The following is a 25,226-nucleotide window of genomic DNA, read 5'->3' as shown; positions in this document are numbered from 1 at the left end:
TAATAGCAGATTGAGCCTGCCTGTAAACCCGTTTATGATGATGGCTCCAAATAAAACCAAGTAGTGTAGCAATGAGCCAAAATTCACAGCCACCGACAGTGCCAGCAGCCGTTGATGAAGAGATAGCGCGTTTCATTGATAGGTTATGGCTAAAGCAAGGTGTTAGCCAAAATACCAGCTCTGCTTATCGAACTGACTTGCGCACCTTTCAAAGGTTTCTGACGCAACAGCAAGGGCATGACTTGTTGCAAGTAACCCACGAAGACCTCGAACGGTATTTACTTTGGCGCCGGCAACAAGGCCTGTCGCCTCGTAGCACGTCGCGCGCACTCAGTGCATTAAAGAAGTTTTATCAATATGCCGTTGGCGAGCGTTTGTGCACACAAGACCCAACGGCGCGATTGGCGCGGCCGAAGCAACCCCAGTCAATACCGCATAGCTTGTCGGAAGCAGAAGTGGATGATCTGCTGAATGCGCCGGACATCGAAGACCCAATGCAATTGCGCGATAAAGCCATGCTAGAGGTGCTGTACGCGACAGGGCTTCGGGTGACCGAGTTGGTTCAACTTACCGTTGACCAAATTCATATGCAGCAAGAATTGGTGCGTATTATCGGTAAGGGTAACAAAGAGCGCCTGGTTCCCTTGGGTGAAGAAGCGTTGGACTGGTTAAACGTTTATTTCGCTAAAGGGCGCAAACAATTGCACGCCCAACCTGGCGACTGGGTGTTTGTGACACGCCGTGGTGGCCCCTTAACCCGGCAAGCATTTTGGCATCGAATTCGGTATTATGCTCAGCAGGCTGATATTCGCTCGCATTTGTCACCACATACGCTACGCCATGCGTTTGCGACGCATTTGCTAAATCACGGCGCCGATTTACGAGTGTTGCAAATGCTGCTTGGACACAGTGATTTATCAACCACACAAATTTATACGCATGTGGCACGCGAACGCTTGCAACAGTTGCATGCTACCCATCATCCACGCGCATAACTTAATTTGACCTTATAGGACCATTCATGAAGTACTTGGCAATAATTACACTTAGCTTAATGACCGTTGCTTGTTCACCCGCCGAACAGAGCACATCGCCACAGCCACAAACCACCGGTAGCTTTGACACCTCGCACATGCAACGCATGGGCTTTAAGGTGGAATCTGCAAAACCTGCCAACATTGCCGGGTTGTATGAAGTGATTACCGATCAAGGCTTGGTATATGCCAGTGACGATGGTCAACACATTATCAGTGGACGCATCTTTGATATCACCGGTGAGCAACCGAATAATGTCAGCGAGAAAGTGCTGGAACAAATGCGTACCAACGACTTAGCAACCGTCAGCGATACGGTCATAGAGTACACCGCACCAAATCAACAGCACGTGATTCATGTGTTCACTGATACCAGTTGTGGGTATTGCCGCCAATTGCACGAGCGCATTGATGAATATTTGGATGCGGGCATTACGGTACGCTACCTCGCGTGGCCTCGAAATGGTCTGCAAAGTAAAGCTGCGGTGGATTTACAAAACGCATGGTGTGCCGACGATCAGCAAACGGCTCTGACAGCAGCTAAAAACGACGAGGAAGTTGCGTTAGCCATGTGTAACGACCCAGTGGCCATGCACTTTGCATTGGGGCAAAAGTTTGGGGTGCGTGGTACACCGGCCATAGTGCTCGAGTCTGGCCGTTTGTTGCCAGGTTTTGTGCCGCCAGAGCGATTACTGCCTGAGTTGCAAAAGTAATATGACGGATATCTCGGTTAAACGTCATCCGCGTGTGGATGTTGGTGCGTGGGCGAATAATTTACCTGAAATTATTGCGCAAATACTGGCCCGTCGCGGTATTACTGATGAGCAGCAATTAGATTTAGGTGCTCGCCATTTGCCTCATTTTGATCAACTGCATGGTGCGAGTGCTGCCGCTGAACGCCTTGCGCAGGCCATCAGTGAAAATCAGGCTATTTGTATTTGCGGTGATTTTGATGCGGACGGTGCGACGTCGACGGCGCTGATGGTGTCCGTGCTGCAAGCGATGGGTGCAACGCGCGTTGATTATATTGTGCCGAACCGCTTCGCAGACGGCTACGGTTTGTCACCGGCGGTGGTGGCGCAGGCGCATCAATTGGGAGCGCAATTGATTGTTACGGTAGACAGTGGCATTTCTTGCCATGCCGGTGTTGATGCAGCGCGCGCTGCCGATATTGATGTGATTATTACCGACCACCATTTGCCCGGCGCAACCTTGCCGAACGCGAATATCATTGTGAACCCAAATCAACTTGACTGTCAGTTTCCTAGCCCCAATATTGCCGGGGTGGGTGTGGCGTTCTATGTGTTGCTTGCACTTCGCCACCTATTCCGCGAACGCGGGCTTGAGGTGCCCAACCTTGCGCAATGGCTAGACTTAGTTGCCGTCGGCACGGTGGCGGACGTGGTGAAGTTGGACGGTGTTAATAGAATTCTGGTGCAACAAGGTTTACAGCGCATTCGAGCTGGTCATTGTCGGCCGGGAATTGCCGCACTGCTGCAGATTGCGAATCGTGACCCGAAGCAGCTATTAGCCAGCGATTTAGGCTTTGCAATTGGGCCGCGTATTAACGCCGCGGGACGATTAGATGATATGGCTGCCGGCATTGAATGCTTGTTAGCGAATAACCTAACCACAGCACAACAGCTGGCCGAGCAATTGGATCAATTAAATCAAGCGCGGCGTAGTATTGAAACCGAGATGCGTGAAGAGGCGGAAGCCTATGTCGCACGAATAAACCAAGATACCGATCAATTGCCTGCTGGCTTAGTGCTATATCAGCCAGGTTGGCACCAAGGTGTGGTGGGTATTGTTGCTGGGCGGGTGAAGGAGCAATGTCACCGACCGGTAATTGCGTTTGCACAAAGTGACGATGGTTTGCTGAAAGGCTCAGCCCGTTCAATTCCGGGCTTACATATACGTGACGTATTGGAGCGAGTTCACAGCTTGCATCCAACGCTTATTCAACGTTTTGGTGGGCACGCTATGGCGGCCGGATTGAGTTTAGCGCAAGAAAACCTCGCTGCCTTTCGGGAGGCTTTTATTGCACAAGTAACCGAATGGGTGGATGAAAGTGCCTTAACACGTACCATTTGGTCTGACGGTGAGCTTGACGCGAGTTGTTTTCAAGAACCTTTTGTACGCCAACTGGAGTCATTTGGCCCGTGGGGACAAGGGTTTCCCGAACCCATTTTTGATGGTGAATTTCGTGTAGTGCAACAACGACTTGTTGGTGAACGCCATATAAAATGGGTGCTTGAGACTGCTGATCGCGTGGTGCTCGATGCCATTGCTTTCAATGTTGATACCAGTCTGTGGCCGGATGCGTCCGTGCAGCGCATTCATGCAGTGTATAAACTGCAGTTAAATCACTTTAGAGGGCGCACTTCTGTGCAGCTACAACTAGAGCATTTTCGTGGTTTGCGTTAGAATACGCGCCCTTTGCAACCAACTATTGCTATTGAGATTTAAAAACTATGTTCGAAACTAACGCCACGTATGTTGCGATAAAAGAAATGCGTAAACGCAGCGAGCTTCTTCGGGGGTACCTTTGACTACGCTCAGAAAGTAGAGCGCCTGGAGGAAGTTAGCCGCGAATTGGAAGATCCAAACGTTTGGAATGACCAGGAACGCGCGCAATCCTTAGGAAAAGAACGCTCAAGCTTAGAGCAAGTTGTTGAAACGCTGAACAACTTGGCGCAAGGGTTAGACGACGTAGAAGGTTTAGTGGATTTAGCTGTTGAGGCTGAAGACGAAGAAACGTACAACGAAGCCGTGGCCGAACTGGAGCAGTTGGAAAGCCAACTGGCCACTTTGGAATTCCGCAGAATGTTTTCGGGCGAACAAGATGCGTCAGATTGCTATTTAGATGTGCAATCAGGCTCCGGCGGTACGGAAGCGCAAGACTGGGCCAATATTCTGCTGCGTATGTATTTACGCTGGGCTGAAGCGCATGGCTTTAAAGCCGAGATCACGGAATTGTCAGAAGGTGAAGTGGCCGGGATTAAGTCGGCAACCGTGCGTATTCAGGGCGACTATGCCTATGGTTGGTTACGTACGGAAACTGGCGTACACCGTTTAGTGCGTAAATCACCGTTTGACTCAGGCAATCGCCGTCATACGTCATTCGCATCGGTGTTTGTGTACCCGGAAATTGATGATTCGATAGAAATCGAGATTAATCCAGCTGACTTACGTATCGATACGTATCGTGCGTCAGGTGCCGGTGGTCAGCACGTTAACCGAACCGACTCGGCAATTCGTATTACCCACGAGCCGTCAGGGATAGTGGTGCAGTGTCAAAGTGACCGGTCACAACACAAAAACCGTGATGCGGCCATGAAGCAATTACGCGCTAAGCTGTATGAGTCAGAATTACAGAAACAATTAGCTGAAAAACAAGCTTTGGAAGACACCAAGTCAGACATCGGCTGGGGTAGCCAGATACGCTCATACGTATTGGATGATGCCCGAATTAAAGATTTACGTACTGGGGTGGAGAATCGAAACACCCAAGCGGTACTGGACGGTGCTTTAGATCCGTTTATTGAAGCAAGTTTAAAATCAGGTTTATAAGTTGAGTCTCACAGTCATTGCTGTGATGAAAGAGGATGAATTACATGAACGATAAAACGCAAGCCCCCGAGTTGGACGTAAATGAACAGATCGCCCAGCGTAAGGCAAAGCTTGCTGCGTTGCGCGAGCGAGGCGTGGCATTTCCGAATGATTTTCGTCGTGACAGCTTAGCTGCTGAATTGCATGAAGCGTATGACGGCTCTGATAAAGAAGAGTTAGCGGCAAAAGCGATTCGGGTTAACGTTGCGGGTCGTATGATGACGCGTCGTATCATGGGTAAAGCGAGCTTTGCCACCATTCAGGATATGTCGGGGCAGATACAGTTGTACGTTGCACGCGATAACCTTGCTGAAGGCTTTTATAACGAAGAATTCAAAAAATGGGACTTAGGTGACATTGTTGGTGCAAGCGGTACGTTGTTTATTACTGGCACGGGTGAATTGAGTGTGCAGGTTGATGATGTGCGTTTGCTGACCAAGGCTTTGCGCCCGTTACCGGATAAATTTCACGGGTTATCAGACCAAGAAATGCGTTACCGCCAGCGGTATCTTGATTTAATTACCAATCAGGAGTCACGCAAGACCTTTATGGTGCGATCAAAAGTGGTGGATTACATTCGCCGCTACTTCATCGCCAAGCAGTTTTTGGAAGTTGAAACACCAATGATGCAAACGATTCCAGGGGGCGCTGCTGCGCGTCCGTTTTCCACGCACCACAATGCGTTGGATATGGAGTTGTACCTGCGCATTGCGCCAGAGCTTTATCTGAAGCGTCTAGTTGTTGGTGGTTTTGAGAAGGTTTTCGAGATAAACCGTAATTTCCGTAATGAAGGTTTGTCAACGCGGCACAATCCAGAATTTACCATGCTTGAGTTTTACTGGGCCTATGCAGATTACAAAGATCTAATGGATCTTACTGAAGATATGCTGCGTGGCATGACCACTGAAATTCTCGGTTCAGCGCAATTTGAAAGTGAAGGCGTGCAGTATGACTTCAGTAAGCCGTTTACACGCATGACGGTAAACGAAGCGATTTTGAAGCATTTACCGACCGCCACTGCAGCGCAACTTAGTACCCTTGAACAGGCGACAGCACTGGCCGAATCATTAGGTATTAAAGTGAAGCCGAACTGGGGCTTGGGCAAAGTTCAAATTGAAATATTTGAAGAGGTTGCTGAACATAAATTAATTCAGCCAACCTTTATTACGGCCTACCCAGCTGAAGTATCACCGCTGGCGCGCCGTAACGATGAAGACCCATTCATTACCGACCGATTTGAGTTTTTTGTTGGTGGCCGTGAGTTGGCTAATGGCTTCTCTGAGTTGAATGATGCGGAAGACCAAGCAGCACGTTTCCGTGAGCAAGTTCAGCAAAAAGAAGCGGGTGATGACGAGGCCATGTTCTATGACGAAGATTATGTTACAGCGCTTGAGCACGGCTTGCCGCCAACAGCAGGAGAGGGCATCGGTATTGACCGTTTGGTGATGTTATTGACGGATTCGCCGTCAATTCGTGATGTGTTGTTGTTCCCACACATGCGGCCGAAAAACTAATAACTAAAAACGTTATTGGTTATTGGTTGGGGCGACGATAAAGCGGTAGCCAAGAGCTGGAATGGTTTCGATAAATTGCGGCGACTCAGAGTCGTCGTTTAATTTTTTTCGTAATTGACTGACGCAAACACGCAGGTATTGGGTGTTATGACGTTGATGGGCGCCCCACAAACGGGTCAACAAAACGTCATGCGTCAGCAATGTTTGCGGCGACTGAGCGAGCATTAGCAACAACTCAAACTCTTTTGGCGATAAATCAATTCGCACGTCGTTGATGCTTACTTCGTGTGCGCGCGGATTGATTTTTAAGTTTTTGAAATTTAAAACGTCGTTTTCATTATTAATAGCAATGCCAGAAATATCCCTCAGCAGCACGCGAATGCGCGCCATGAGTTCACCAACGCCAAAAGGTTTGGTTAAGTAATCGTTTGCACCACTTTCTAATGCACTGATTTTCATGTCTTCGTCAGAGCGCGCACTGAGAACTAGAATCGGAGGAATTCGGTTAATTTGTCGCAGTCGGCGTAGCACCACCAGCCCATCTAAGTCGGGCAAACCAAGATCGAGAATAATTAAATCTGGTTGCAGCTGTTCGGCCAATAGCAGGCCTTGCCGTGCATTGCTGGCCTCGTAGAAATCAAAGCCCTCCGACTGCAATGAAATGCGTACAAAAGTACGTATCTTTGGTTCATCATCAATAAATAATATGCTGCTCATGGTAAATCGACTCGAACCTGTAGCGATGTTTGATCAGTGTTGAACGCCAAGCGTCCATGATGAGCTAAGATGATGCTGTGAGCAACACTAAGCCCCAAACCAGCACCGCCATGCCCCTGATCGCCGCGGCGACTTGAATAAAATGGCTTTAACCATGTTGTTGGTGTTTCGTTCAAAGGATTCGCCACTTCGTTGGTTATACTCAGCCAAAAACCACTTGCGGAAACGCCTATGCGGCACAAAACTGGGGTGTTGTCTTTCCGGTAGCGTAGTGCGTTGTCGAAAAGATTATAGAGCGCTTGTTCAAATAAGCTGGTTTGTACCTCAACCACACCATTTAATGCAGAGTCTTCAATAGATAGGCTGATTTCTTCTTGGTTCGCGAACCGTTCAATAACGCGTTGAACCAAGGGCACCAATGGCGTGGATTGAGTACTTAGGTTGACAATGCCGTGCTCAAAACGCGTTGCCTGAAATAAGTTTTCAAGGTAGGTATGCAACCGTTCCGATTCAACCATGGCCGCATCAATCAGTTCGTCCTGCTGTGCTTTATCAATTTTATGTTGATACAACTGAAACGTTGATAGATTACCGATAATGCTGGTCAAAGGGCTGCGCAAATCATGGGAAAGACTTAAGAGAATGGTTGATCTCAATTCAGCGTCTTGCAAACTGAAGCGCTGTAAGCGTTCCCGTGTAATCAGATAGACAACCACAATACCTATGGCGAAAAATACAGTCATGGTCGAGATTTCCTCAACATCCTGCATATGCCATGAGCCACGCGGCTCAGTGAATAGAAAATTGAAGGCCATGGCGCCGAAAACGACTGCGCCGTATGCGATTCTGTTTGGCACCGACAGTGCTGTAACAATCACACCTGCAAGAATCAATAACACCGTGCCTGAGCTCGGCAATAGCCAACGTTCCAGTAAGAATGCGAGCGCCGTTGCGGTGGTCATAATGACAATTGCTTTGACCACCCCAAAAAGAAGACTCGTTTGCTGCGATAGGTAGAGCATATTAGCGCTGCCAAAAAGAAGGTAACAAGAGTGCGATTATAGTGAAATACTCGAGCCGTCCCAAGAGCATGGCTAGATTTAATATCCAAATGCCCGCATCAGTGATGGGGATAAAATTGCTACTCACCTCACCAAAGCCCGGGCCTAACACATTTAAGCAGGCAGATACTGCGGTGAAAGCGGTCCAAAAGTCGGTTCCTGTTGCCATCAACATGATGGTTAGCAGTAAACTCATTGATGCCGCAAGAAACATAAATGCCATGACCGCACTTAATACGGAAGGGTTAACCAACTGCTTTTGATAACGTACGGCTTTCACTGCGTGCGGGTGAGACAGCAAAAATAGCTGTTGGCGGATTATTTTAAAGGTAATGATATCGCGGACGATTTTGTTACCACCGGCGGTTGATCCGGCGCAGCCGCCTAAGTAACTCGTGAATACGAGCATAAGCGCGGTAGCTGCTGGCCATGCGCTTAAATCGGTCGCACCATAACCTGTACTGGTCATAAATGAAATAACGTGAAAGATACTTTGTGCGATGCGCTCAGACGCTGAGCTATAGGTGATTGAAACCGTTAGGTAAGCAATGAAAATAAAACTAATAACTGCAATTAAATAAATGAACACGCGAGTTTCTTCATCGTGCCAATATTGGCGCCACTGGCGTTTTATCAGACCGCGGTAGTGCAAGTTAAAGCTTATTGCACCTAACACCATAAAAACGTTGGCGACATATAATATAAGGGAGCTGTCAAAGTGGCCCATACTGCTATCGTAGACCGAGAAGCCACCAGTAGACACGGTGGTAAAGCTGTGTGCAATAGCGTCATACATACTCATGCCAGCCAGCCAATAACTTAGCGCACAGCTGGCTGTGAGGATTAGATAGATAAACCACAAATAGCGCGTGGCATTTCCTATTCGCGGCACTATTTTATCGTTTTTTACTGGCCCTGGCGTTTCTGCCACCAGCAGGCGCATGCCGCCAACATTAAGCATCGGTAGAACCGCGACCACAAATATGACGACACCGAGGCCACCGAGCCACTGTAAGAATTGGCGATAAAGCAGAAACCCGCGAGGCATATCATCAAGCCCAACCAAAATGGTCGCGCCCGTTGTCGTCATTGCACTTATGGCTTCAAAGGTTGCGTCTGTCCACGAAACCTCAGTGACAAAATAGATCGGTATAGCCGCGCCGAGCCCTGCTAACAGCCACGTTAAAACGGCGAAAATCAGGCCATCTTGCGGGTAGATTTTATTGAGTTGTGTACGCCAGCTAAATGCCCAAAAGGTAAGGGCGACAAGCCCTACGAGAAAGGCACTAAAGAAAAAATGGCTGCCAGTACCATCTTGAAAAAGAAACACATTGAGCCAGGCAAACGCGAATTGAACAAAAGCAATCCATGCGAGCGGAAAAGCGAGCAGTTTAGTAATGGTTTTTAAACGCATTGTGTGCTGATCCCAATTCTAGAAGCGGGATCAACACTTTAATGAGGTATCAGCTTACCAAACCATTCGTATTCTTGGGTTTACCATAAAGAAAGTATAAAAAAACGCTATTAGTCTTTCGGTAACGCTTGCAGTAGGTCATTGAGCAGTTCGTGTTTGTCTTCAATGCCGGCGGATAAGCGCAGCAAATCAGGCGGACACGGCGTGCCTTGACCTTCAACGCTTGCACGGTGCTCAATTAAACTCTCAACGCCGCCCAATGAGGTGGCGCGTTTCCATAACTTGGTGTTGGCGGCCAGATGAACCGCTGCTTTTTCGCCGCCTTTAACGCGAATGGAGAGCATACCTCCAAAACCGCCGTGCATTTGCTTTTTGGCTGTTTCATGGCCGCTAAAGCTCGGTAAACCAGGGTAGAGAACTTCGATGATTTGTGGGTGCTGCTGCAGTTGTTCGGCCAAGAACATGGCATTGTTGCACGCCTCACGTACCCGCAAATGCATAGTGCGCATACCACGCAGCAGTTGCGCTGCGTCATGGGGGCTCGGTACTGCACCGCCTTGGGCTCGTACTGCACGAATACGTTGCCAATAGTCGTTGTCCGTTTTGCAAATCAGGGTGCCAGCGATAACGTCTGAATGACCATTTAGATATTTGGTGGCCGAGTGCATCACAATATCAGCACCTAAAGTGAGTGGTTGCGTCAGCAGTGGCGTTGCGCAGGTTGAGTCTACGGCGAGATATGCACCCGCTTGATGGGCAAGGTCACTGATAGCGGCAATATCACTGATGGTCCACATTGGGTTGCCCGGTGTTTCTAACCAAACCAACTTGGTTTTATTAGGCTGAATTGCTTTTGACACCTGCTGTAAGTCGGTCATATCCACAAACTCAATATGCAAGCCCCAGTCGGTTGCAAAGTTAAGCAACCAATTACGCAATGACCAATACATGACAACAGGCGCAAGTACATGGTCACCCGGCTTTAAACCTAAAAATACGGCGGTTGCAGCAGCCATGCCTGAACCAAACAATAAAGCCTGTTCACCTTGCTCGAGTTGACATAAAAGCTGTTCTACAGGCTTATAGGTTGGGTTGTCTGCACGCGAGTACACGTTGCCGCTTGGGTAGGTGTTGTCGACACCGCGAATATAGGTGGTGGCAATATGAATGGGTAATACGACACCTTGCGTTTCGTGATCAATTTTACCCAGCGCTTGGGCAAGGGCTGTTTGCTGGCTGTAATTGTAGGTTTTATTGGCCATTTTAAACTCTAAATGTGGTGAATAATGCCGATAGTATACGCCGAATTGGAAACAAAAAACGCACCCGAAGGTGCGTTTTTTTGTGCAATATTGCATGCAGCCATAGAACCATTATTCGTGGTTATGGTTGCCATCTGTATGCACGTGACCGTGGTCTAATTCAGCCGGATCAGCTTCACGAACTTCTACAACTTCTACATCAAAGTTCAGTGTCGTTCCCGCTAATGGGTGATTACCGTCTACGGTTACTTCGTCGTCGCTTACGTCAACGATCATTACTGATTGTTCACCAGCGTCAGTGCTCGCACGGAACTGCATGCCAACGGCTACTTCGTTGTCGCCGAAAAGTGTGCGTGGAACAGTTTGAATAAGGCCGTCATGACGATCGCCATAGGCGTCAGCTGGTTGAATTTCAGCTTCAAATTTGTCGCCAGTTGTTTTGCCGTCAAGCGCGTTTTCTAAGCCTTTGATCAACATACCGCGACCAAAAATGAACTGTAGCGGTTGACCTTCTTTTGATTGATCCAGTACTTGGCCTTCAGTGGTTTTCACGGTGTAGTGAATTCCAACAACTTTGTCCTGGCTAATAGTTTGACTCATGATTCATCCAAGTTATAAGGCAGTGGGTAAATTTCCAAAAGACTCGCGTCATCGTTCTTGATTCGTAACTTCGTGTCTGCCTCTATGTCGCTCGGCAGCACCGCTAGTAAATCAAGTTGATTGTCAGCACGGCTCACTGCGTTAATTACCGTACCGGCACGTCGCCAGTTTTCACCAAGTTGCTGTTCAACGGTAGCACCCGCATCAACAGCGTTACCTTGGCCAACCAAACGAAACATTGCCCGCTTCTGCTTGCCCAGATATTTCATCCGAGCGATGGTCTCTTGGCCGATATAACACCCCTTGGTAAAACTGATGCCATTGAACGCCTGAACGTTCAGCATCTGGGGCACATACTTCAATAGTGTACCTGAAACTAAGGTGGGGCGACCACGCTCAATTTCAAGGGCATTCCAGTAATTCATATCAGAATTAGTCGGAAAGTTATCACGTTTCGTGACCAGAATGTACTGATCAGGGTGGTTTCCCAAGGTTAACACCACGCCGTCACTGATTGATGTAACCGCTTGCTGGTGTTCAACATTAAGCGGTTGGTCAATCCATTCGGCAAGGCGCGCTGGGGCCGCGGTACCAAATATTCCAAACAGCGAATAGATATGTGTCGCATCAATGATTTCAGTTTGGCTAAATACACCATATTTTTGTAACTGGGCTAAGGTAGCCGCTAAGGCGTCTTTGTGGGTAATCAATAACACACTGTCAGCACAGCGAGTAACGAACAAGGTACTCATAGCCTTGCCTTTGTTGTCACAGTGCGCGCCGTACTGCCACTGGTTATCCGCAAGCTGCTTCAAGTCACAGGTAAGTTGCCCCTGCAAAAAATCATCAGTTTGTGGGCCAGTCAGGCTGATTACACCGTAATCCTTTAAGGAAACCGTTACGTATTCTGGTGGAGCTTTGGTAAACTCTGTATCTAACACAATAAACCTCGTTTTCTCATCGATATCGGAATAGATGGGGATGATATTTCATTATACAAGCCGTTTTGTCTTGTACTCGCTATTTTTGTTAAGAAAAAAGGATTCGCATGGAAAAGTTGCAACAAGATGCCGATACGCTAAAAAACAAGAACCGTTTGCGTTGGGCGTGCCGCCGCGGCATGTTAGAGCTTGATGTTTTGTTCATGCCATTTGTAGAAGAGGCCTACGATGACCTTGATGCCCAGCAGCAAGAAGCGTTTCGTCGTTTATTGACGTGCGATGATCCAGATTTATTTGCGTGGTTTATGGGGCATCAGCAATGTGACGATCCTGAACTGGCCGGTATGGTGGCCTACATTTTGAGTCGCGTTAAGGTTTAAATGCTCTGGCAACTGGCTGTCACGCCATGGCGTTGGTTGCCGATGCCAGCGTGCGTGTGGGGCATCGATTGTGACACTGGTGAATGGTTGCAACTTGCCGACTTCGATCAACAACGTTGGTATGTGCAGCCACTCAGTTGGGTCACCCCTTGGGGCGTTCTGATTATTCTGCATGCTCCCAACAAGCCAAGGCGCTGGTTATGGCTACAACGCGGTTGGCTTGGTGATGCTGCATTTCGACGACTAGCGCGGTTTTTGCTGCGCTGGCGCCAGTATGGTCGGTTGGGCTTCCGGGAGTAAGTCTGGGTGGTCTAAATTGTAGTGCAGTCCACGGCTCTCTTTGCGTTCCATAGCGCTGCGAACAATTAACTCCGCTACTTGCACCAAATTACGCAGTTCCAGCAAATTATTACTGACCTTGAAATTGCTGTAATAGTCGTGAATTTCTTGTTGTAACAGCTCTATACGGCGCAGTGCACGCTGTAACCGCTTGTCGGTACGCACAATCCCAACATAATCCCACATGAATAAGCGCAGCTCGTGCCAATTGTGCTGAATAATGACTTCTTCATCCGAATCATTCACCTGACTTTCATCCCAGGCGGGTAGGTCAGTGCGTAATGGTTTGTCGTGCAACTGTTCAATAATGTCTTTTGCGGCAGAGCGCGCAAACACCAAACACTCAAGCAGTGAGTTGCTGGCCATTCGATTTGCACCATGCAAACCCGTGTAAGCCACTTCACCAATGGCGTAGAGGTTGGCGATATCGGTGCGCGCCTGCAAGTCGGTTTTTACGCCGCCACAGGTGTAGTGTGCAGCAGGTACAACAGGCATTGGCTCACGGCTGATATCAATACCTAAACTTAAGCACTTGTCATAAATATTTGGGAAATGTTCTTGAATGAAAGCTTTCGGTTTATGGGAAATGTCCAAGAACATGCAGTCAGCGCCAAGCCGCTTCATTTCATAGTCAATAGCACGAGCAACCACATCGCGCGGGGCAAGTTCTGCCGAAGGGTGAAAGTCAGGCATAAAGCGCGAGCCATCAGGGCGCCGCAAATAAGCCCCTTCACCACGCAACGCTTCAGTTAGCAGAAATGATTGCGCATTAGGGTGAAACAAGCAGGTTGGATGAAACTGATTAAATTCCATGTTAGCAACACGGCAGCCAGCGCGCCACGCCATGGCGATACCGTCACCGCTGGCAACATCTGGATTACTCGTATATTGATAAACCTTGCTGGCACCGCCCGTACACAGTGCGACGAAACGGGCAGCAACCGTTTCAACCCGCTGCGTAACGCGATTCCAAATATATGCGCCGTAACAATGTCGATCACCACCTACATGTTTGTTGGTAATTAAATCAACCGCATTGACCCGCTCGATGATGGTAATATTTGGATGCAATTTGGTTTGTTCAACTAATGTTGTTTGCACAGCGCGGCCTGTGGCATCAGCTGCATGCAAAATGCGGCGGTGACTGTGACCACCTTCTTGGTTGAGGTGAAATTGGCCATCGTCAACGCGATCAAAACCCACGCCAATATCAATAAGCCATTGCAGACTCTCTTTGGCATGGCCTGTGGTAAATTCAACTGCGGCTAAGTCACATAATCCCGCACCGGCAACTAAAGTGTCCTCGACATGGCTTTCAATGCTATCATTCTCATCGAAAACAGCCGCAATGCCACCCTGCGCATAATAGGTCGAACCTTCGGTAAGGGGACCTTTAGAAAGCACGGTGACTTGTGCGTGGTCAGCCAGTTGCAAAGCTAGGGTTAAACCTGCTGCACCGCTGCCGATAATTAAAACATCGCATTGATAATGAGACATATGTTCCATAAAGTATGTGGGATAAATTTGCGTGACAACACAACAGTACAGGGTGTTATCCCGCTGAATTGCCAAAGGAATAGAAGCGATTTTACTCTTTTGAATTTTTTTTGCGAACTTTTTACGAACACTTAGGTCATACTTTGCAAGTACGCAACGGGCCTAAAATCTGGCGTAGCTAGGGGTTGAGGAGAACGGGCTCGGATGAGCGAACACGAAACAGATAAAGCCCTGGTGGAAAGAGTACAACAGGGCGATCAGCGAGCCTTTGACTTGTTGGTAAAAAAACATCAACACAAAGTGATGAGTCTGATATCGCGCTACGTTAAACAACAAGCCGATGTGGCGGACGTAGCCCAGGAAACATTTATAAAAGCTTATCGCGCGTTGGCAAATTTTCGCGGCGATAGCGCGTTTTACACATGGTTGTACCGTATCGCAGTAAACACTGCAAAGAACTACTTAGTGGCACAAGGGCGTAAGCCTCCAGCCAATGATGTAGATGCGGATGAGGCAGAATACTATGAAGGCAGCGGCGCACTAAAAGACAGTGCTTCTCCAGAGAGTATGCTGTTAACGGATGAGATTCGTGACGTTGTTATGCGAACCATCGAAGATTTACCCGAAGATTTACGCCGTGCAATAACACTGCGAGAAATGGACGGGTTGGGCTATGAAGAAATAGCCATCGAAATGGATTGCCCTATTGGTACAGTGCGCTCACGTATTTTTCGGGCTCGCGAAGCGATAGACCAACAATTACGACCGTTATTAGAGCGCTAAACTGAATTTGAGGAAGCTATATGTCTGATCGTTGCAAACAACATGCTTCAGCACTGCTGGATAATCACTTTGGTGATTCAGATGCTGATGCGGAACGTCCATTTGATGCTGATTTATCAGCGTTACTGGATGATCAGCATGCACAAGCTGCATGGCAACGCTATGCCTTAGTCGGCCATATTATGCGCGGTGACGCACAAGCCAATCAACAGATTGACATCAGTGCGCAAGTTGCCGCGCAAATCGCGCAGGAACAAAACGTGGTGGTGCAACCGTCACTGAGTGGCGGGGGTGCAATGTCACGCGCCGCAAGCCGCTGGTTGAAGCCTGCTGGTAGTATTGCTATTGCTGCGAGTGTGGCTTTGGTTGCGGTGCTCACGGTGCAACAGCCAGTGGTTGTTGACGAGCAGCAAACAACCCAAAGCGTTACGTCGCCAGCATTGATTACCAATCCGTTTGGTGGGCGTAACCCGGTAAGTTATAATACGGTGATTGAACAGCAACAAGCGCCTTCAGCAGCTGAAGTTGCGCAACAACGTCAGTTGCTTTATTCATACATGCTGGATCATCAACGTCAGTTGCAGTTATCGCTGCAAGAAGACAAAGAAGAGCAACAGCAAATTGAAAGCTCAACCGTCGAGAAGTTACCAGAACAGAATGACTAAATATGTTGTCGCGATTGTGCTGTGGTTTGCAGCAATCGCTCCATTAGGCGCCGTAGCGCAATCCGATGAGCGTGCTGAGAGTGCCGAGCGCGCCGCAAATGCCGGGCAAGTTTGGTTTGACCGCATGGCGAGAGCGCTTCGAAGCCTTAATTTTGAAGCTACATTAGTGCAATCACAAGGGCAGCGTATACAGCCATTAGTTTGGTTGCACGGCAGTTACGACCACAACACCGATATTGAACTACTCATCTATTTGAATGGTGCCGACACACGCGCCTTGCGTATCGGCGATCAAACCTACTATTACTCGCAAGCCGGCGGCAGTTATACACTGCAGTCAGATGTAACCTTTGGTTTAATTCCTCCAGCATTCTATAAACCCTTTACCCAAATTAACGCGCAATACCAAGTGATTGCGAGTGGCGGTATGCGGGTGACAGGGCGTAATGCCCAGTATTTGCGTTTAATCAGTCGCGATGACAACCGTTATCATTATGACTTATGGGTTGATCGTGAGTCCGGTATGTTATTAAAACTGCAAATGATGACGCCGCAGGGTGAAATACTGGAGCAGTTGCAGGTTACGTCCATTGCATTTTCGGAGGTACTGCCTGAACAGTTAACTGAAGTCAGTGACATTCAGCGCCCACCAAAACTTTATGATTTACAGCAATTAACTGAGCTGCAGTTTGCTCTGCGACCGCAGTGGTTACCGGCTGGTTTCGAGCTACGCCGCGCGCATCATCGTAAGTTGCATGATACGCCGTTACCAACAGATTATTTTTTATACAGTGATGGGTTAACTGAAGTGTCAATCTATGTGACCGATCAACGTACCCAAGCTTTGCCTAATCTGGCATTGCAAGGGCCTGAATCCATCGTTAATGCCCACGTGAATGGATTTGCAGTAACCGTGGTTGGTAAAATGCCGGCCGAGACATTGCGCCGTATTGGCGAAAGTATGACGGTTGCGGCCACCGAAGGTAATCCGCAGTGATACGCGAAGTTGCAGAAGTTATAGCTATCGATAACGATGAGTTAGTGGTTTCCACCCAGCTCAAGTCTGGTTGTGGTAGCTGTGTGCAACAATCAACCTGCGGCGCTGGTATCATTTCCAAAGCTTTTTCTGACCGCCGTGCAGAATTTCGCGTGCGTAAGCCTGCGGGACAGTTCGCACCGGGCCAACAGATTGAATTGCTATTACCTGACCAAGCCTTAACACGCTTTTCGCTCATGGTGTATGGCTTGCCACTAATGGCGCTGTTGGTTGTTGCTATTGGCCTCACCAATATGACAGCACTAAGCGAGGGGTGGGTGATTATAAGTGCCTTTACGGGCTTTGGATTTAGCTTCTACGCATTGAAGCGTTGGTTGCATCACCGTGATGTGCAGGTTACTCAATTGTTACGCGTGCAACAAATCGACTAATTTCACCCGAAATTCTTTGTTCCCTGCCTCATAAATCAGTATGATCAGCGGTTAATTCTCTATTCCATTTGTTTTTGCGGGGGCATTAATGCCAGAAAAGGCGTTTAAGCAAGCAAATATACGCAATTTTTCAGTGATTGCGCACATCGACCACGGTAAGTCGACTCTTTCTGATCGTTTAATTCAAGATTGCGGCGGTTTAACTGACCGTGAAATGGCTGAGCAGGTGCTCGACTCCATGGATCTCGAGCGCGAGCGTGGTATTACCATCAAAGCACAAAGCGTGACGCTGCATTACACGGCGAAAGATGGTGAAACTTATCAACTCAACTTTATCGATACGCCAGGGCACGTTGACTTCTCTTATGAAGTGTCGCGTAGCTTAGCGGGTTGTGAAGGTGCTTTATTGGTTGTCGATGCCGCCCAAGGTGTTGAAGCGCAAACGCTTGCGAATTGCTATACCGCGATGGAAATGAACTTGGAAGTGGTTCCGGTTCTTAACAAAATTGACTTACCACAAGCTGACCCGATGCGAGTGGCCGAAGAAATTGAAGACATCGTTGGTATTGAAGCGATTGATGCAGTGCAATGTTCTGCGAAAACGGGTGTGGGTATTACCGAAGTGCTCGAGCGTATTGTAACGCAAATTCCACCACCACAAGGTGAAGCAGACGCGCCGTTACAAGCACTTATTATTGATTCCTGGTTCGACAATTACCAAGGTGTTGTGAGCTTGGTACGCGTGAAAAATGGTGTATTACGCGCTGGCGACAAAATGAAAGTGATGTCGACGGGGCAAACGTATCAAATCGACAAAGTCGGTTTCTTCTCGCCCAAGCCAACTGAGACCGGCATTTTGCGCTGTGGTGAAGTAGGCTTCGTGATTGCCGGAATTAAAGAGATTTTGGGTGCACCTGTTGGTGATACCCTGACTTTAGCGAAACAGCCAGCGTCAGAGCCGTTACCGGGCTTTAAGAAAGTGAAGCCACAAGTATACGCGGGTATGTTCCCAATCTCGTCAGACGATTACGAGAACTTCCGCGATGCGTTAGCCAAGTTGTCGCTGAACGATGCCTCACTATTTTATGAGCCGGAAAATTCGGCCGCGCTGGGCTTTGGTTTCCGCGTCGGATTCTTGGGCATGCTGCATATGGAAATTATTCAAGAGCGGCTGGAGCGTGAATACGATATCGACCTTATTACCACAGCACCGACAGTGGTCTACAAGGTTATAACCAAAGATGGCAAAGAACACAAAGTAGATAACCCCGCTAATTTACCGGCTGTAAATGATATTGAAACCATTTATGAACCGGTTGTAGAAGCGAATATTCTCGTGCCGCAGCAATATTTGGGTAATGTGATTACCTTGTGTGTTGATAAGCGCGGTGTACAAACCAAAATGACCTACCATGGCAATCAGGTTGCAGTAACCTATGAACTGCCGATGGCTGAAGTGGTCATGGACTTTTTTGACCGTCTGAAATCAACGAGCCGTGGTTACGCTTCGCTAGACTACAACTTTAAGCGCTTCCAAGAGGCTGACATGGTGCGCGTTGACGTATTGATCAATGGCGAGAAAGTGGATGCGTTGGCAATGATTACCCACCGTGATCATTCGCAGGGCCGAGGCCGTGATTTAGTTGATAAAATGCGCGAGCTTATTCCACGTCAGATGTTTGATATTGCTATTCAGGCAGTGATTGGTACACACGTTATTGCGCGTGCTACGGTGAAGCAGTTACGTAAAAACGTGACTGCGAAATGTTACGGTGGTGACGTTAGCCGTAAGAAAAAGCTGTTGCAAAAACAAAAAGAAGGTAAGAAACGCATGAAGCAGCTTGGTAACGTAGAAGTACCGCAAGAAGCATTTCTTGCCGTGCTGAAGGTTGGCAAGTAACGGATATTTTTGGTGCGCTAGGGACATAACCTCAGATGGCAAACTTTTATTCAATCTTATTGACGCTGGTAACTATAGCCGCGGGCTTGGTTTGGCTGTACGACGCGAAGTTCAAAAAGCCAGCACGGTTAACCCGTATTGCGGAAGAAGAACAACGCTTACAGCAGCAACTTGATGAGGAAGCGCGCGAGCGTTTGGCTCCGCAGGGACGTGTGGCTGAGTTCGCGCAGTCGGTCTTTCCCATTTTGTTTATTATTCTCATTGTCCGGTCATTCTTTTATGAGCCATTTCGCATACCGTCGGCATCCATGATGCCGACCATGCTGGCGGGCGATTTCATCTTGGTGCAAAAATACAGTTACAGCATTCGTGATCCGCTGTTTCGCACGGAATTATTTGCAACAGGCACGCCGAAGCGTGGTGAGATTGCGGTGTTCAAGTATCCAGTTAACCCGCAAGTTGATTTCATTAAGCGGATTATTGGCACGCCGGGCGATCGCATTATCTATCGTAATAAAACATTGTATTTAGAGCCCGCGTGCGTTGAACAGTCAGCGGAATGCCCACAATTACAAGTTATCGAGCGCGATGTACGCCCGCAAGACGAAGTGTACTTTAGTCGTTCAACGCCGTTAGTGCGTTACCGTGAGCAAATCGGCACGGTGGAGCACGATATTTTGATTGACCCAACGGTTGCACCACGTACGGCTTACTTTTATCAGCAAGCTGGAACGGCCCCAGACGAGTGGATTGTGCCTGAAGGGCATTATTTCTTTATGGGTGACAATCGCGACAACTCTGAAGACAGTCGCTACTGGGGTTTTGTGCCACAGGACAATTTGGTGGGGCGTGCTACCTTTATTTGGATGAGCTTTGAAATGAATCGTGACGCCAGCAGTTGGTTACCTCAATGGGTACCAACCTCAATTCGCTGGAATCGTCTTGGCAGCGTGGAGTAATTAGTGAGTTTACCGAAACCACCCATTGCACAGCTTGAACGTTCATTTGGTTATACCTTTAAAGACCGTAAGCGCCTGCTACAGGCACTTACGCATCGTAGTGCGGCAGCTCAGCACAATGAGCGTCTTGAGTTTCTTGGCGACTCTGTGTTGGGCATTATTATTAGTGAAGCACTTTACGAACGATTTCCGGAAATTGACGAAGGTGACCTGAGTCGAATGCGGGCCACGTTAGTCTGTGGTCGCAGCTTAGCGAAGCTCGCTCAGCATTTTGAACTGGGAAAACATTTAGTACTCGGGCCTGGCGAAATGAAAAGTGGTGGAAACCGGCGCGAATCCATACTTGCGGACGGTGTCGAGGCACTGTTGGGCGCAATGTACCTAGAGAGCGATTTAATGACTTGCCGAGCCGTGGTGCTAAACTGGTATGCAGACCAGTTAGCGGCAATTAAACCAGGCGCAGGCCATAAAGACCCAAAAACGCGGTTGCAGGAATACTTGCAGGGCCGCCAACGTGCATTACCGCTTTACGAGGTTGTCGCAACCCAAGGGCAGGCACACAATCAAAAATTTACCGTAAGTTGCCAGGTAGAAGGCCTTGCTGACCCCATTTTAGGTGGTGGCACTAGCCGGCGCAAAGCCGAACAGCAGGCTGCAACGGAAGCGTTAGCGCAACTTATGCAACAGGAAAAATAAGCATGATGGTACCGGAACAGAATTCACAGTCAGCATTTGTCGCCATAGTAGGGCGTCCGAATGTGGGTAAATCAACCTTGCTGAACCGTATTCTTGGTCAAAAAATTAGTATTACCTCAAGCAAACCGCAAACCACAAGGCACCGCATTTTAGGAATTGAAACCGAAGGCGATCGCCAAATTGTATACGTGGACACGCCCGGGCTGCACCAAGACGAAAAACGCGCGATAAACCGTTTAATGAACCGTGCTGCGTCGAGCTCACTGAGTGGTGTTGAAGTTGTGCTCTTTGTTGTTGAAGCGGGCAAGTGGGCGAGCGACGATGAAATGGTACTCACCAAACTCAAGAAAACCGAACGCCCAGTGGTGTTGGTGGTTAACAAAATCGACCAGATAAAAGATAAAGCTGAACTGTTGCCGTACTTGCAAAAACTATCCGAGAAACACAAGTTTGCGGAAATTATTCCGTTGTCTGCAGAGACTGGTGCGCATGTTGAGTCATTGCGTGAGTTGGTCCATAACTACGCGAAGCCAGGTGCTCACCATTATCCGGAAGATTATGTTACCGACCGTTCATTGCGGTTTATGACAGCTGAAATTATACGTGAAAAACTGATGCGCTTTACCGGTGATGAGCTGCCCTACAGCACCACAGTTGAGATTGAACAGTTTCAAACAGCACCTTCAGGCACCACGCACATTCACGCGTTGATTTTGGTTGAGCGCGACACCCAAAAACGCATGGTGATTGGCGCTGGCGGCAGTAAGTTAAAAACTATTGGTACCGAAGCGCGCCGTGACATTGAGCCGTTGGTAGGCGGTAAAGTTCACCTCAAATTGTGGGTGAAAGTTAAATCTGGCTGGGCCGATGACGAACGGGCGTTACGCAGCTTAGGGTACGGCGAGGAATAAATGATGGAACCGGCGTTTGTTTTGCATCGCTGGCCCTATCAAGACAGCAGTTTGTTGGTGGAGTTATTCACCGCAGAACACGGCCGCTACCGTGTCATCGCCAAAGGTGCGAAACGGCCTAAAAATCCGTGGCGAAGTATTTTGCAGCCCTTTACGCCACTGCAAATAAGCAGTCGCGGCCGCCATGAGTTGCAAACCTTGGTCGCCGCAGAAGCCAGTGGAAACGCGCTTGACCTGCGCGGAACAGCTTTGTACAGCGGTTTTTATCTGAATGAATTGATACAACGCCTGACCACGCCGTATCATGCGGTAGAGGGGCTATTTGACGACTACCAACATACCCTGAGCTTACTGACTCGAGTTGACCATGTCGAACCTATATTGCGGCGCTTTGAATGGCAGCTGTTGTGTCATTTAGGGCATGGATTTGATTGGCACATTGATAGTCAACAGCAACCCATTTTGCCCGCGCAAGCGTATCAATTTATTCCTGAGGAAGGGTTTATGCCCATTGCTGGCATGACTCAATCGGCAAGGGTTCAGTTGAGCGGCGAAGACTTGATACGCCTCGGCGCATTTGAGCTATCCGATCAACGCTTGCTAAAATTATTTAAGCGACTAATGCGTGCTGCTTTGCAGCCTTATTTGGGTGATAAACCCCTGCGTAGTCGTCAACTCTTTGTTCAATTTAAGGAACTGCCATGACGCATTCAGCTGGAGTTGCGCCCATTCTACTTGGCGTGAATATTGATCATGTTGCAACTGTACGCAATGCTCGCGGCGTCAGTTACCCTGATCCGGTCACTGCGGCGGCCATTGCTGAGCAAGCCGGAGCCGACGGTATTACGGTGCATTTGCGCGAAGATCGTCGGCATATCACCGATCGGGACGTGGAGATTCTGGCGCAAACCATTCAGACCCGAATGAATCTTGAAATGGCGGTAACGCCTGAGATGCTTGCCATTGCGACACGAATTAAGCCCACCTATTGCTGTTTAGTGCCAGAAAAACGCGAAGAATTGACCACAGAAGGCGGACTTGATGTGGCCGGTCAGCAAGACAAAATTACCGCTGCTGTGGCTCAATTGGCAGAGAGTAATATTGCTACGAGTTTATTCATTGACGCCGATAAACGGCAAATTGATGCAGCAGTTGCTTGTGGCGCTCCGATAATCGAATTGCACACGGGGCATTATGCTGAACAGCGCGACGAGAACGCACAACAACAAGCGTTAGCACAACTACGGTCTGCTGCTGAATATGCACAAGCTGCGGGTTTGCAGGTTAATGCCGGGCATGGTTTGCATTACCACAATACTGCCGCTATTGCTGTGATTCCCCAGCTATTGGAGCTAAATATTGGGCATGCGATTATCGCCCGTGCTGTATTGGTTGGTTTAGAACAAGCGGTACGTGATATGAAAGCGATAATGCAACAGGCTCGGGCACATGGCTCAGATATATAAGCCACAACCACGTCAGGTTAAGGCTGAAGCACTTAAGCAACAATTGGTGGTTGGGCTTGACCATCAAGGTCGTGGCGTGGTGCGTACGCCCAAGGGTGCGCGTTTTGTCGGTGGTGCATTACCGGGTGAAGTCATCAGTTTAATGCCTCGTGGTAAGTACGAGGCCGAACTGATTGAAATAACCGAAGCTAGTGCTGAGCGGGTAACGCCGCCATGCACGTATTATGCAAGTTGTGGCGGTTGTGATCTGCAGCATTTAGAGTTGCATGCGCAACGTCGCCATAAGCAGCAGGTGGTAGGCCAGATGCTGCAAAAGTTCGCACAACTCGCGCCTGAGCAATGGCTTGAGCCGTTAACAGATAATGCTTGGAATTACCGCCGTCGCGCTAGGTTGGCCGTGCATTATGACCGCAAGCGGCGGCAACTAAAATTAGGCTTCCGTGCTGCGAAAAGTAAGCAGATTGTCGCAATTAGTGATTGTTTAACCCTAACCAAACCGCTAAATGACTTACTGAAACCATTGCGTACCTTACTACCAACATTGAGTTTGGTGCGCCAACTGGGTCATGTTGAACTGATAGACTTAAGCCCTAAGCCGATTGTTTTACTGCGTGTGGAGACACTACCTGTTGAGGCCGACACGCAAGCGTTGCAGCATTTTGCCGAGCAATACGGTGTCGCCATATGGCTGGCCACCGAGCAAAGCGTGAATCCGCTTAACGCGCACGACGCAACGGTGAGTTACCAAACCCTTGGTGCCGAGTTGCATTGTAAACCGAATGACTTTCTGCAAACGCACCAGCAATTGAGTGAGAAAATGGTTGCCCAGGCATTAAGTTGGCTTGCGATAGAACCGCAGGACAACATTCTCGAGCTGTATGCGGGCAGTGGTAATTTTACCATTCCGATGGCGCTGCAAGGGGCTCAGGTTACTGCAGTGGAAGGGGTTCACTCCATGGTTGAGCAGTTGGCAGAAAATGCCGCGCGCTACGCCGTTAAGGTCAACACGGTGTGTGCCGACTTAGAGCAGCCTTGGCCGCGGCAAGGTTGGGCAGGCAGTACCTTTGATCAACCGTTTACAAAAGTATTATTAGACCCTGCACGCGCGGGCGCTCCGCACGCTATTAGCGAAGTTGCGAAGCGGCGGCCGCAGCACATTGTGTATGTATCCTGTGCGCCCGATACCTTGGCGCGTGACGCCAATGTGTTAAAACAAAATGGATATCAGTTAAAACGGGCGCAAGTCATTGACATGTTTCCGCAGACCCATCACATTGAGGTAATCACACTTTTCGAAAGGGAGTAACACGGTGGTTTGGGTAAGAAGTACGCACGTTGATAAACCACATCAACAGGGCGACTGGCTAGCAGAATTAGACTCTGATGCACGACGTGAGCAACTGCGCGAGCACGCGGAGCGCCTTAAAGCGCTATGCCAACAAGCCAACCAACCGCACTTACTGCTGAAAGGCGAAGAAATGGTCGAGATTCTCATCGGCCTGAATCTTGATCAAGAATCCTTGATTGCCGCACTCTACAGCCCAGCGTTTGAAGCCCAGTTATTTGATACGGAACAAGCATTGGCGTGGGGCGGTAACAGCTTACCTATTTTACTTGAAGCCGTGCAGCAAATGCAGACCATCAGCGCACTGCAGCACTTTCAGCACGGCAAACCTAGCTTAATTCAAATTGATAATGTGCGACGCATGTTGCTGGCTATGGTCACTGATGTACGCGCGGTATTGATTAAGTTGGCCGAACGCATTTGTTTTCTGCGCGAAGTGAAAGCGTTGGATGAAGAAACGCGAGTATTGGCAGCGAAAGAATGTCATGAAATCTACGCGCCACTCGCAAACCGCCTTGGTATTGGTCAGCTGAAATGGGAATTGGAAGACCTCGCATTTCGTTATCTACACCCATCTACCTACAAGGCCATTGCGGCGCAGCTACACGAGCGACGTATTGACCGCGAAAGTTATATTCAGGAATTTGTACAAGGGCTACAGAAAGCACTCGACGCTGAGGGTGTAAAGGCTACTGTTTATGG

At 48.7% G+C, this 25,226-nt stretch carries 25 protein-coding genes and 1 pseudogene; 19 read left to right on the top strand and 7 right to left on the bottom strand.

Annotated features, from left to right (window positions below):
• Positions 1-71 precede the first annotated feature (71 nt).
• The 5 genes from xerD to lysS all read left to right on the top strand — a co-directional run bounded on the left by xerD (position 72) and on the right by lysS (position 6,160).
• Complete coding sequence (xerD, locus tag ACN0UN_RS01675; RefSeq protein WP_417658439.1) at positions 72-995, top strand: site-specific tyrosine recombinase XerD; 924 nt, start codon at positions 72-74, stop codon at positions 993-995.
• A 26-nt stretch (positions 996-1,021) separates the two neighbouring features.
• Positions 1,022-1,747 (top strand): bifunctional protein-disulfide isomerase/oxidoreductase DsbC, encoded by a 726-nt coding sequence (gene dsbC / locus ACN0UN_RS01670; RefSeq protein ID WP_417658438.1) that lies wholly within the window; start codon positions 1,022-1,024, stop codon positions 1,745-1,747.
• Position 1,748: 1 nt separating this feature from the next.
• A complete protein-coding gene (gene recJ, locus ACN0UN_RS01665; protein WP_417658437.1) occupies positions 1,749-3,461 on the top strand; it encodes a single-stranded-DNA-specific exonuclease RecJ in 1,713 nt (570 codons plus the stop codon).
• 47 nt (positions 3,462-3,508) lie between these two features.
• A protein-coding gene (gene prfB, locus ACN0UN_RS01660; RefSeq protein ID WP_417658436.1) for a peptide chain release factor 2 occupies positions 3,509-4,607 on the top strand; the annotation gives its coding sequence in 2 pieces (ribosomal slippage) (positions 3,509-3,583 and positions 3,585-4,607; 1,098 coding nt in all).
• Positions 4,608-4,651: 44 nt separating this feature from the next.
• Positions 4,652-6,160, top strand: coding sequence for a lysine--tRNA ligase (gene lysS / locus ACN0UN_RS01655; protein WP_417658435.1), 1,509 nt, complete (start codon positions 4,652-4,654; stop codon positions 6,158-6,160).
• Between the two features lie 12 nt (positions 6,161-6,172).
• Here lysS and ACN0UN_RS01650 read toward each other — a convergent pair whose 3' ends face one another.
• The 6 genes from ACN0UN_RS01650 to ygfZ all read right to left on the bottom strand — a co-directional run bounded on the left by ACN0UN_RS01650 (position 6,173) and on the right by ygfZ (position 12,155).
• Positions 6,173-6,877 carry a response regulator gene (locus ACN0UN_RS01650; RefSeq protein ID WP_417658434.1) on the bottom strand — a complete coding sequence of 235 codons (705 nt, stop codon included), beginning with the start codon at positions 6,875-6,877 and terminating at the stop codon, positions 6,173-6,175.
• Positions 6,874-7,899 carry a DUF4118 domain-containing protein gene (locus ACN0UN_RS01645; protein ID WP_417658433.1) on the bottom strand — a complete coding sequence of 342 codons (1,026 nt, stop codon included), beginning with the start codon at positions 7,897-7,899 and terminating at the stop codon, positions 6,874-6,876. The genes ACN0UN_RS01650 and ACN0UN_RS01645 overlap by 4 nt, the downstream gene beginning before the upstream one ends.
• A 1-nt stretch (position 7,900) precedes the next feature.
• Entirely contained in the window at positions 7,901-9,352 is a 1,452-nt protein-coding gene (locus ACN0UN_RS01640) for a TrkH family potassium uptake protein (protein ID WP_417658432.1), read from the bottom strand.
• Between the two features lie 110 nt (positions 9,353-9,462).
• Entirely contained in the window at positions 9,463-10,614 is a 1,152-nt protein-coding gene (locus tag ACN0UN_RS01635) for a trans-sulfuration enzyme family protein (RefSeq protein ID WP_417658431.1), read from the bottom strand.
• Between the two features lie 111 nt (positions 10,615-10,725).
• Positions 10,726-11,214, bottom strand: a complete 489-nt coding sequence (locus ACN0UN_RS01630) for an FKBP-type peptidyl-prolyl cis-trans isomerase (RefSeq protein WP_417658430.1) — start codon at positions 11,212-11,214, stop codon at positions 10,726-10,728.
• A complete protein-coding gene (gene ygfZ, locus ACN0UN_RS01625; protein ID WP_417658429.1) occupies positions 11,211-12,155 on the bottom strand; it encodes a tRNA-modifying protein YgfZ in 945 nt (314 codons plus the stop codon). The genes ACN0UN_RS01630 and ygfZ overlap by 4 nt, the downstream gene beginning before the upstream one ends.
• A gap of 107 nt (positions 12,156-12,262) precedes the next feature.
• Between ygfZ and ACN0UN_RS01620 the strand changes: the two genes are divergently transcribed.
• Positions 12,263-12,535 carry a succinate dehydrogenase assembly factor 2 gene (locus tag ACN0UN_RS01620; RefSeq protein WP_417658428.1) on the top strand — a complete coding sequence of 91 codons (273 nt, stop codon included), beginning with the start codon at positions 12,263-12,265 and terminating at the stop codon, positions 12,533-12,535.
• Entirely contained in the window at positions 12,536-12,835 is a 300-nt protein-coding gene (locus tag ACN0UN_RS01615) for a protein YgfX (RefSeq protein ID WP_417658427.1), read from the top strand.
• Here ACN0UN_RS01615 and nadB read toward each other — a convergent pair.
• On the bottom strand, positions 12,779-14,380 hold the full coding sequence (nadB, locus tag ACN0UN_RS01610; protein WP_417658426.1) for an L-aspartate oxidase: 1,602 nt from the start codon (positions 14,378-14,380) through the stop codon (positions 12,779-12,781). The two genes, ACN0UN_RS01615 and nadB, sit on opposite strands and share 57 nt — an antisense overlap.
• Before the next feature lie 195 nt (positions 14,381-14,575).
• Between nadB and rpoE the strand changes: the two genes are divergently transcribed.
• The 12 genes and pseudogenes from rpoE to ACN0UN_RS01550 form a co-directional block, all read left to right on the top strand.
• Positions 14,576-15,154, top strand: coding sequence for an RNA polymerase sigma factor RpoE (rpoE, locus tag ACN0UN_RS01605; protein ID WP_417658425.1), 579 nt, complete (start codon positions 14,576-14,578; stop codon positions 15,152-15,154).
• A 20-nt stretch (positions 15,155-15,174) separates the two neighbouring features.
• The gene (locus tag ACN0UN_RS01600; RefSeq protein WP_417658424.1) at positions 15,175-15,819 is read left to right on the top strand and encodes a sigma-E factor negative regulatory protein; all 645 of its coding nucleotides are present in this window, start codon (positions 15,175-15,177) and stop codon (positions 15,817-15,819) included.
• Entirely contained in the window at positions 15,812-16,816 is a 1,005-nt protein-coding gene (locus ACN0UN_RS01595; RefSeq protein ID WP_417658423.1) for a MucB/RseB C-terminal domain-containing protein, read from the top strand. The genes ACN0UN_RS01600 and ACN0UN_RS01595 overlap by 8 nt, the downstream gene beginning before the upstream one ends.
• Positions 16,813-17,247 (top strand): SoxR reducing system RseC family protein, encoded by a 435-nt coding sequence (locus ACN0UN_RS01590; RefSeq protein WP_417658422.1) that lies wholly within the window; start codon positions 16,813-16,815, stop codon positions 17,245-17,247. Before ACN0UN_RS01595 ends, ACN0UN_RS01590 begins: the two co-directional genes overlap by 4 nt.
• Before the next feature lie 88 nt (positions 17,248-17,335).
• Entirely contained in the window at positions 17,336-19,147 is a 1,812-nt protein-coding gene (gene lepA / locus ACN0UN_RS01585; RefSeq protein WP_417658421.1) for a translation elongation factor 4, read from the top strand.
• 35 nt (positions 19,148-19,182) lie between these two features.
• Positions 19,183-20,106, top strand: a complete 924-nt coding sequence (lepB, locus tag ACN0UN_RS01580) for a signal peptidase I (protein ID WP_417658420.1) — start codon at positions 19,183-19,185, stop codon at positions 20,104-20,106.
• 3 nt (positions 20,107-20,109) lie between these two features.
• Complete coding sequence (gene rnc / locus ACN0UN_RS01575; protein WP_417658419.1) at positions 20,110-20,802, top strand: ribonuclease III; 693 nt, start codon at positions 20,110-20,112, stop codon at positions 20,800-20,802.
• 2 nt (positions 20,803-20,804) lie between these two features.
• The gene (era, locus tag ACN0UN_RS01570; protein WP_417658418.1) at positions 20,805-21,713 is read left to right on the top strand and encodes a GTPase Era; all 909 of its coding nucleotides are present in this window, start codon (positions 20,805-20,807) and stop codon (positions 21,711-21,713) included.
• Positions 21,714-22,418 (top strand): DNA repair protein RecO, encoded by a 705-nt coding sequence (recO, locus tag ACN0UN_RS01565; protein ID WP_417658417.1) that lies wholly within the window; start codon positions 21,714-21,716, stop codon positions 22,416-22,418.
• Positions 22,415-23,179 (top strand): pyridoxine 5'-phosphate synthase, encoded by a 765-nt coding sequence (gene pdxJ, locus ACN0UN_RS01560; RefSeq protein WP_417658416.1) that lies wholly within the window; start codon positions 22,415-22,417, stop codon positions 23,177-23,179. Before recO ends, pdxJ begins: the two co-directional genes overlap by 4 nt.
• Entirely contained in the window at positions 23,163-24,485 is a 1,323-nt protein-coding gene (gene rlmD, locus ACN0UN_RS01555; RefSeq protein ID WP_417658415.1) for a 23S rRNA (uracil(1939)-C(5))-methyltransferase RlmD, read from the top strand. Before pdxJ ends, rlmD begins: the two co-directional genes overlap by 17 nt.
• Positions 24,486-24,489: 4 nt before the next feature.
• Positions 24,490-25,226, top strand: a pseudogene (locus tag ACN0UN_RS01550) (HD domain-containing protein); the annotation flags it as partial.

Origin of the sequence: Pseudidiomarina sp. (assembly GCF_048267825.1) — a bacterium.
Taxonomy (GTDB): domain Bacteria; phylum Pseudomonadota; class Gammaproteobacteria; order Enterobacterales; family Alteromonadaceae; genus Pseudidiomarina.
Note: the sequence above shows the minus strand (reverse complement) of the source record. Positions and strands in the feature narration are given on the sequence as shown.

Excerpts from the sequence above, each read along its gene's own strand:
- xerD (WP_417658439.1), top strand. The coding sequence starts at position 72 with ATGAGCCAAAATTCACAGCCACCGACAGTGCCAGCAGCCGTTGATGAA.
- dsbC (WP_417658438.1), top strand. The coding sequence starts at position 1,022 with ATGAAGTACTTGGCAATAATTACACTTAGCTTAATGACCGTTGCTTGT.
- recJ (WP_417658437.1), top strand. The coding sequence starts at position 1,749 with ATGACGGATATCTCGGTTAAACGTCATCCGCGTGTGGATGTTGGTGCG.
- lysS (WP_417658435.1), top strand. The coding sequence starts at position 4,652 with ATGAACGATAAAACGCAAGCCCCCGAGTTGGACGTAAATGAACAGATC.
- ACN0UN_RS01650 (WP_417658434.1), bottom strand. The coding sequence starts at position 6,877 with ATGAGCAGCATATTATTTATTGATGATGAACCAAAGATACGTACTTTT.
- ACN0UN_RS01645 (WP_417658433.1), bottom strand. The coding sequence starts at position 7,899 with ATGCTCTACCTATCGCAGCAAACGAGTCTTCTTTTTGGGGTGGTCAAA.
- ACN0UN_RS01640 (WP_417658432.1), bottom strand. The coding sequence starts at position 9,352 with ATGCGTTTAAAAACCATTACTAAACTGCTCGCTTTTCCGCTCGCATGG.
- ACN0UN_RS01635 (WP_417658431.1), bottom strand. The coding sequence starts at position 10,614 with ATGGCCAATAAAACCTACAATTACAGCCAGCAAACAGCCCTTGCCCAA.
- ACN0UN_RS01630 (WP_417658430.1), bottom strand. The coding sequence starts at position 11,214 with ATGAGTCAAACTATTAGCCAGGACAAAGTTGTTGGAATTCACTACACC.
- ACN0UN_RS01620 (WP_417658428.1), top strand. The coding sequence starts at position 12,263 with ATGGAAAAGTTGCAACAAGATGCCGATACGCTAAAAAACAAGAACCGT.
- ACN0UN_RS01615 (WP_417658427.1), top strand. The coding sequence starts at position 12,536 with ATGCTCTGGCAACTGGCTGTCACGCCATGGCGTTGGTTGCCGATGCCA.
- nadB (WP_417658426.1), bottom strand. The coding sequence starts at position 14,380 with ATGGAACATATGTCTCATTATCAATGCGATGTTTTAATTATCGGCAGC.
- rpoE (WP_417658425.1), top strand. The coding sequence starts at position 14,576 with ATGAGCGAACACGAAACAGATAAAGCCCTGGTGGAAAGAGTACAACAG.
- ACN0UN_RS01600 (WP_417658424.1), top strand. The coding sequence starts at position 15,175 with ATGTCTGATCGTTGCAAACAACATGCTTCAGCACTGCTGGATAATCAC.
- ACN0UN_RS01595 (WP_417658423.1), top strand. The coding sequence starts at position 15,812 with ATGACTAAATATGTTGTCGCGATTGTGCTGTGGTTTGCAGCAATCGCT.
- lepA (WP_417658421.1), top strand. The coding sequence starts at position 17,336 with ATGCCAGAAAAGGCGTTTAAGCAAGCAAATATACGCAATTTTTCAGTG.
- lepB (WP_417658420.1), top strand. The coding sequence starts at position 19,183 with ATGGCAAACTTTTATTCAATCTTATTGACGCTGGTAACTATAGCCGCG.
- era (WP_417658418.1), top strand. The coding sequence starts at position 20,805 with ATGATGGTACCGGAACAGAATTCACAGTCAGCATTTGTCGCCATAGTA.
- recO (WP_417658417.1), top strand. The coding sequence starts at position 21,714 with ATGATGGAACCGGCGTTTGTTTTGCATCGCTGGCCCTATCAAGACAGC.
- pdxJ (WP_417658416.1), top strand. The coding sequence starts at position 22,415 with ATGACGCATTCAGCTGGAGTTGCGCCCATTCTACTTGGCGTGAATATT.
- rlmD (WP_417658415.1), top strand. The coding sequence starts at position 23,163 with ATGGCTCAGATATATAAGCCACAACCACGTCAGGTTAAGGCTGAAGCA.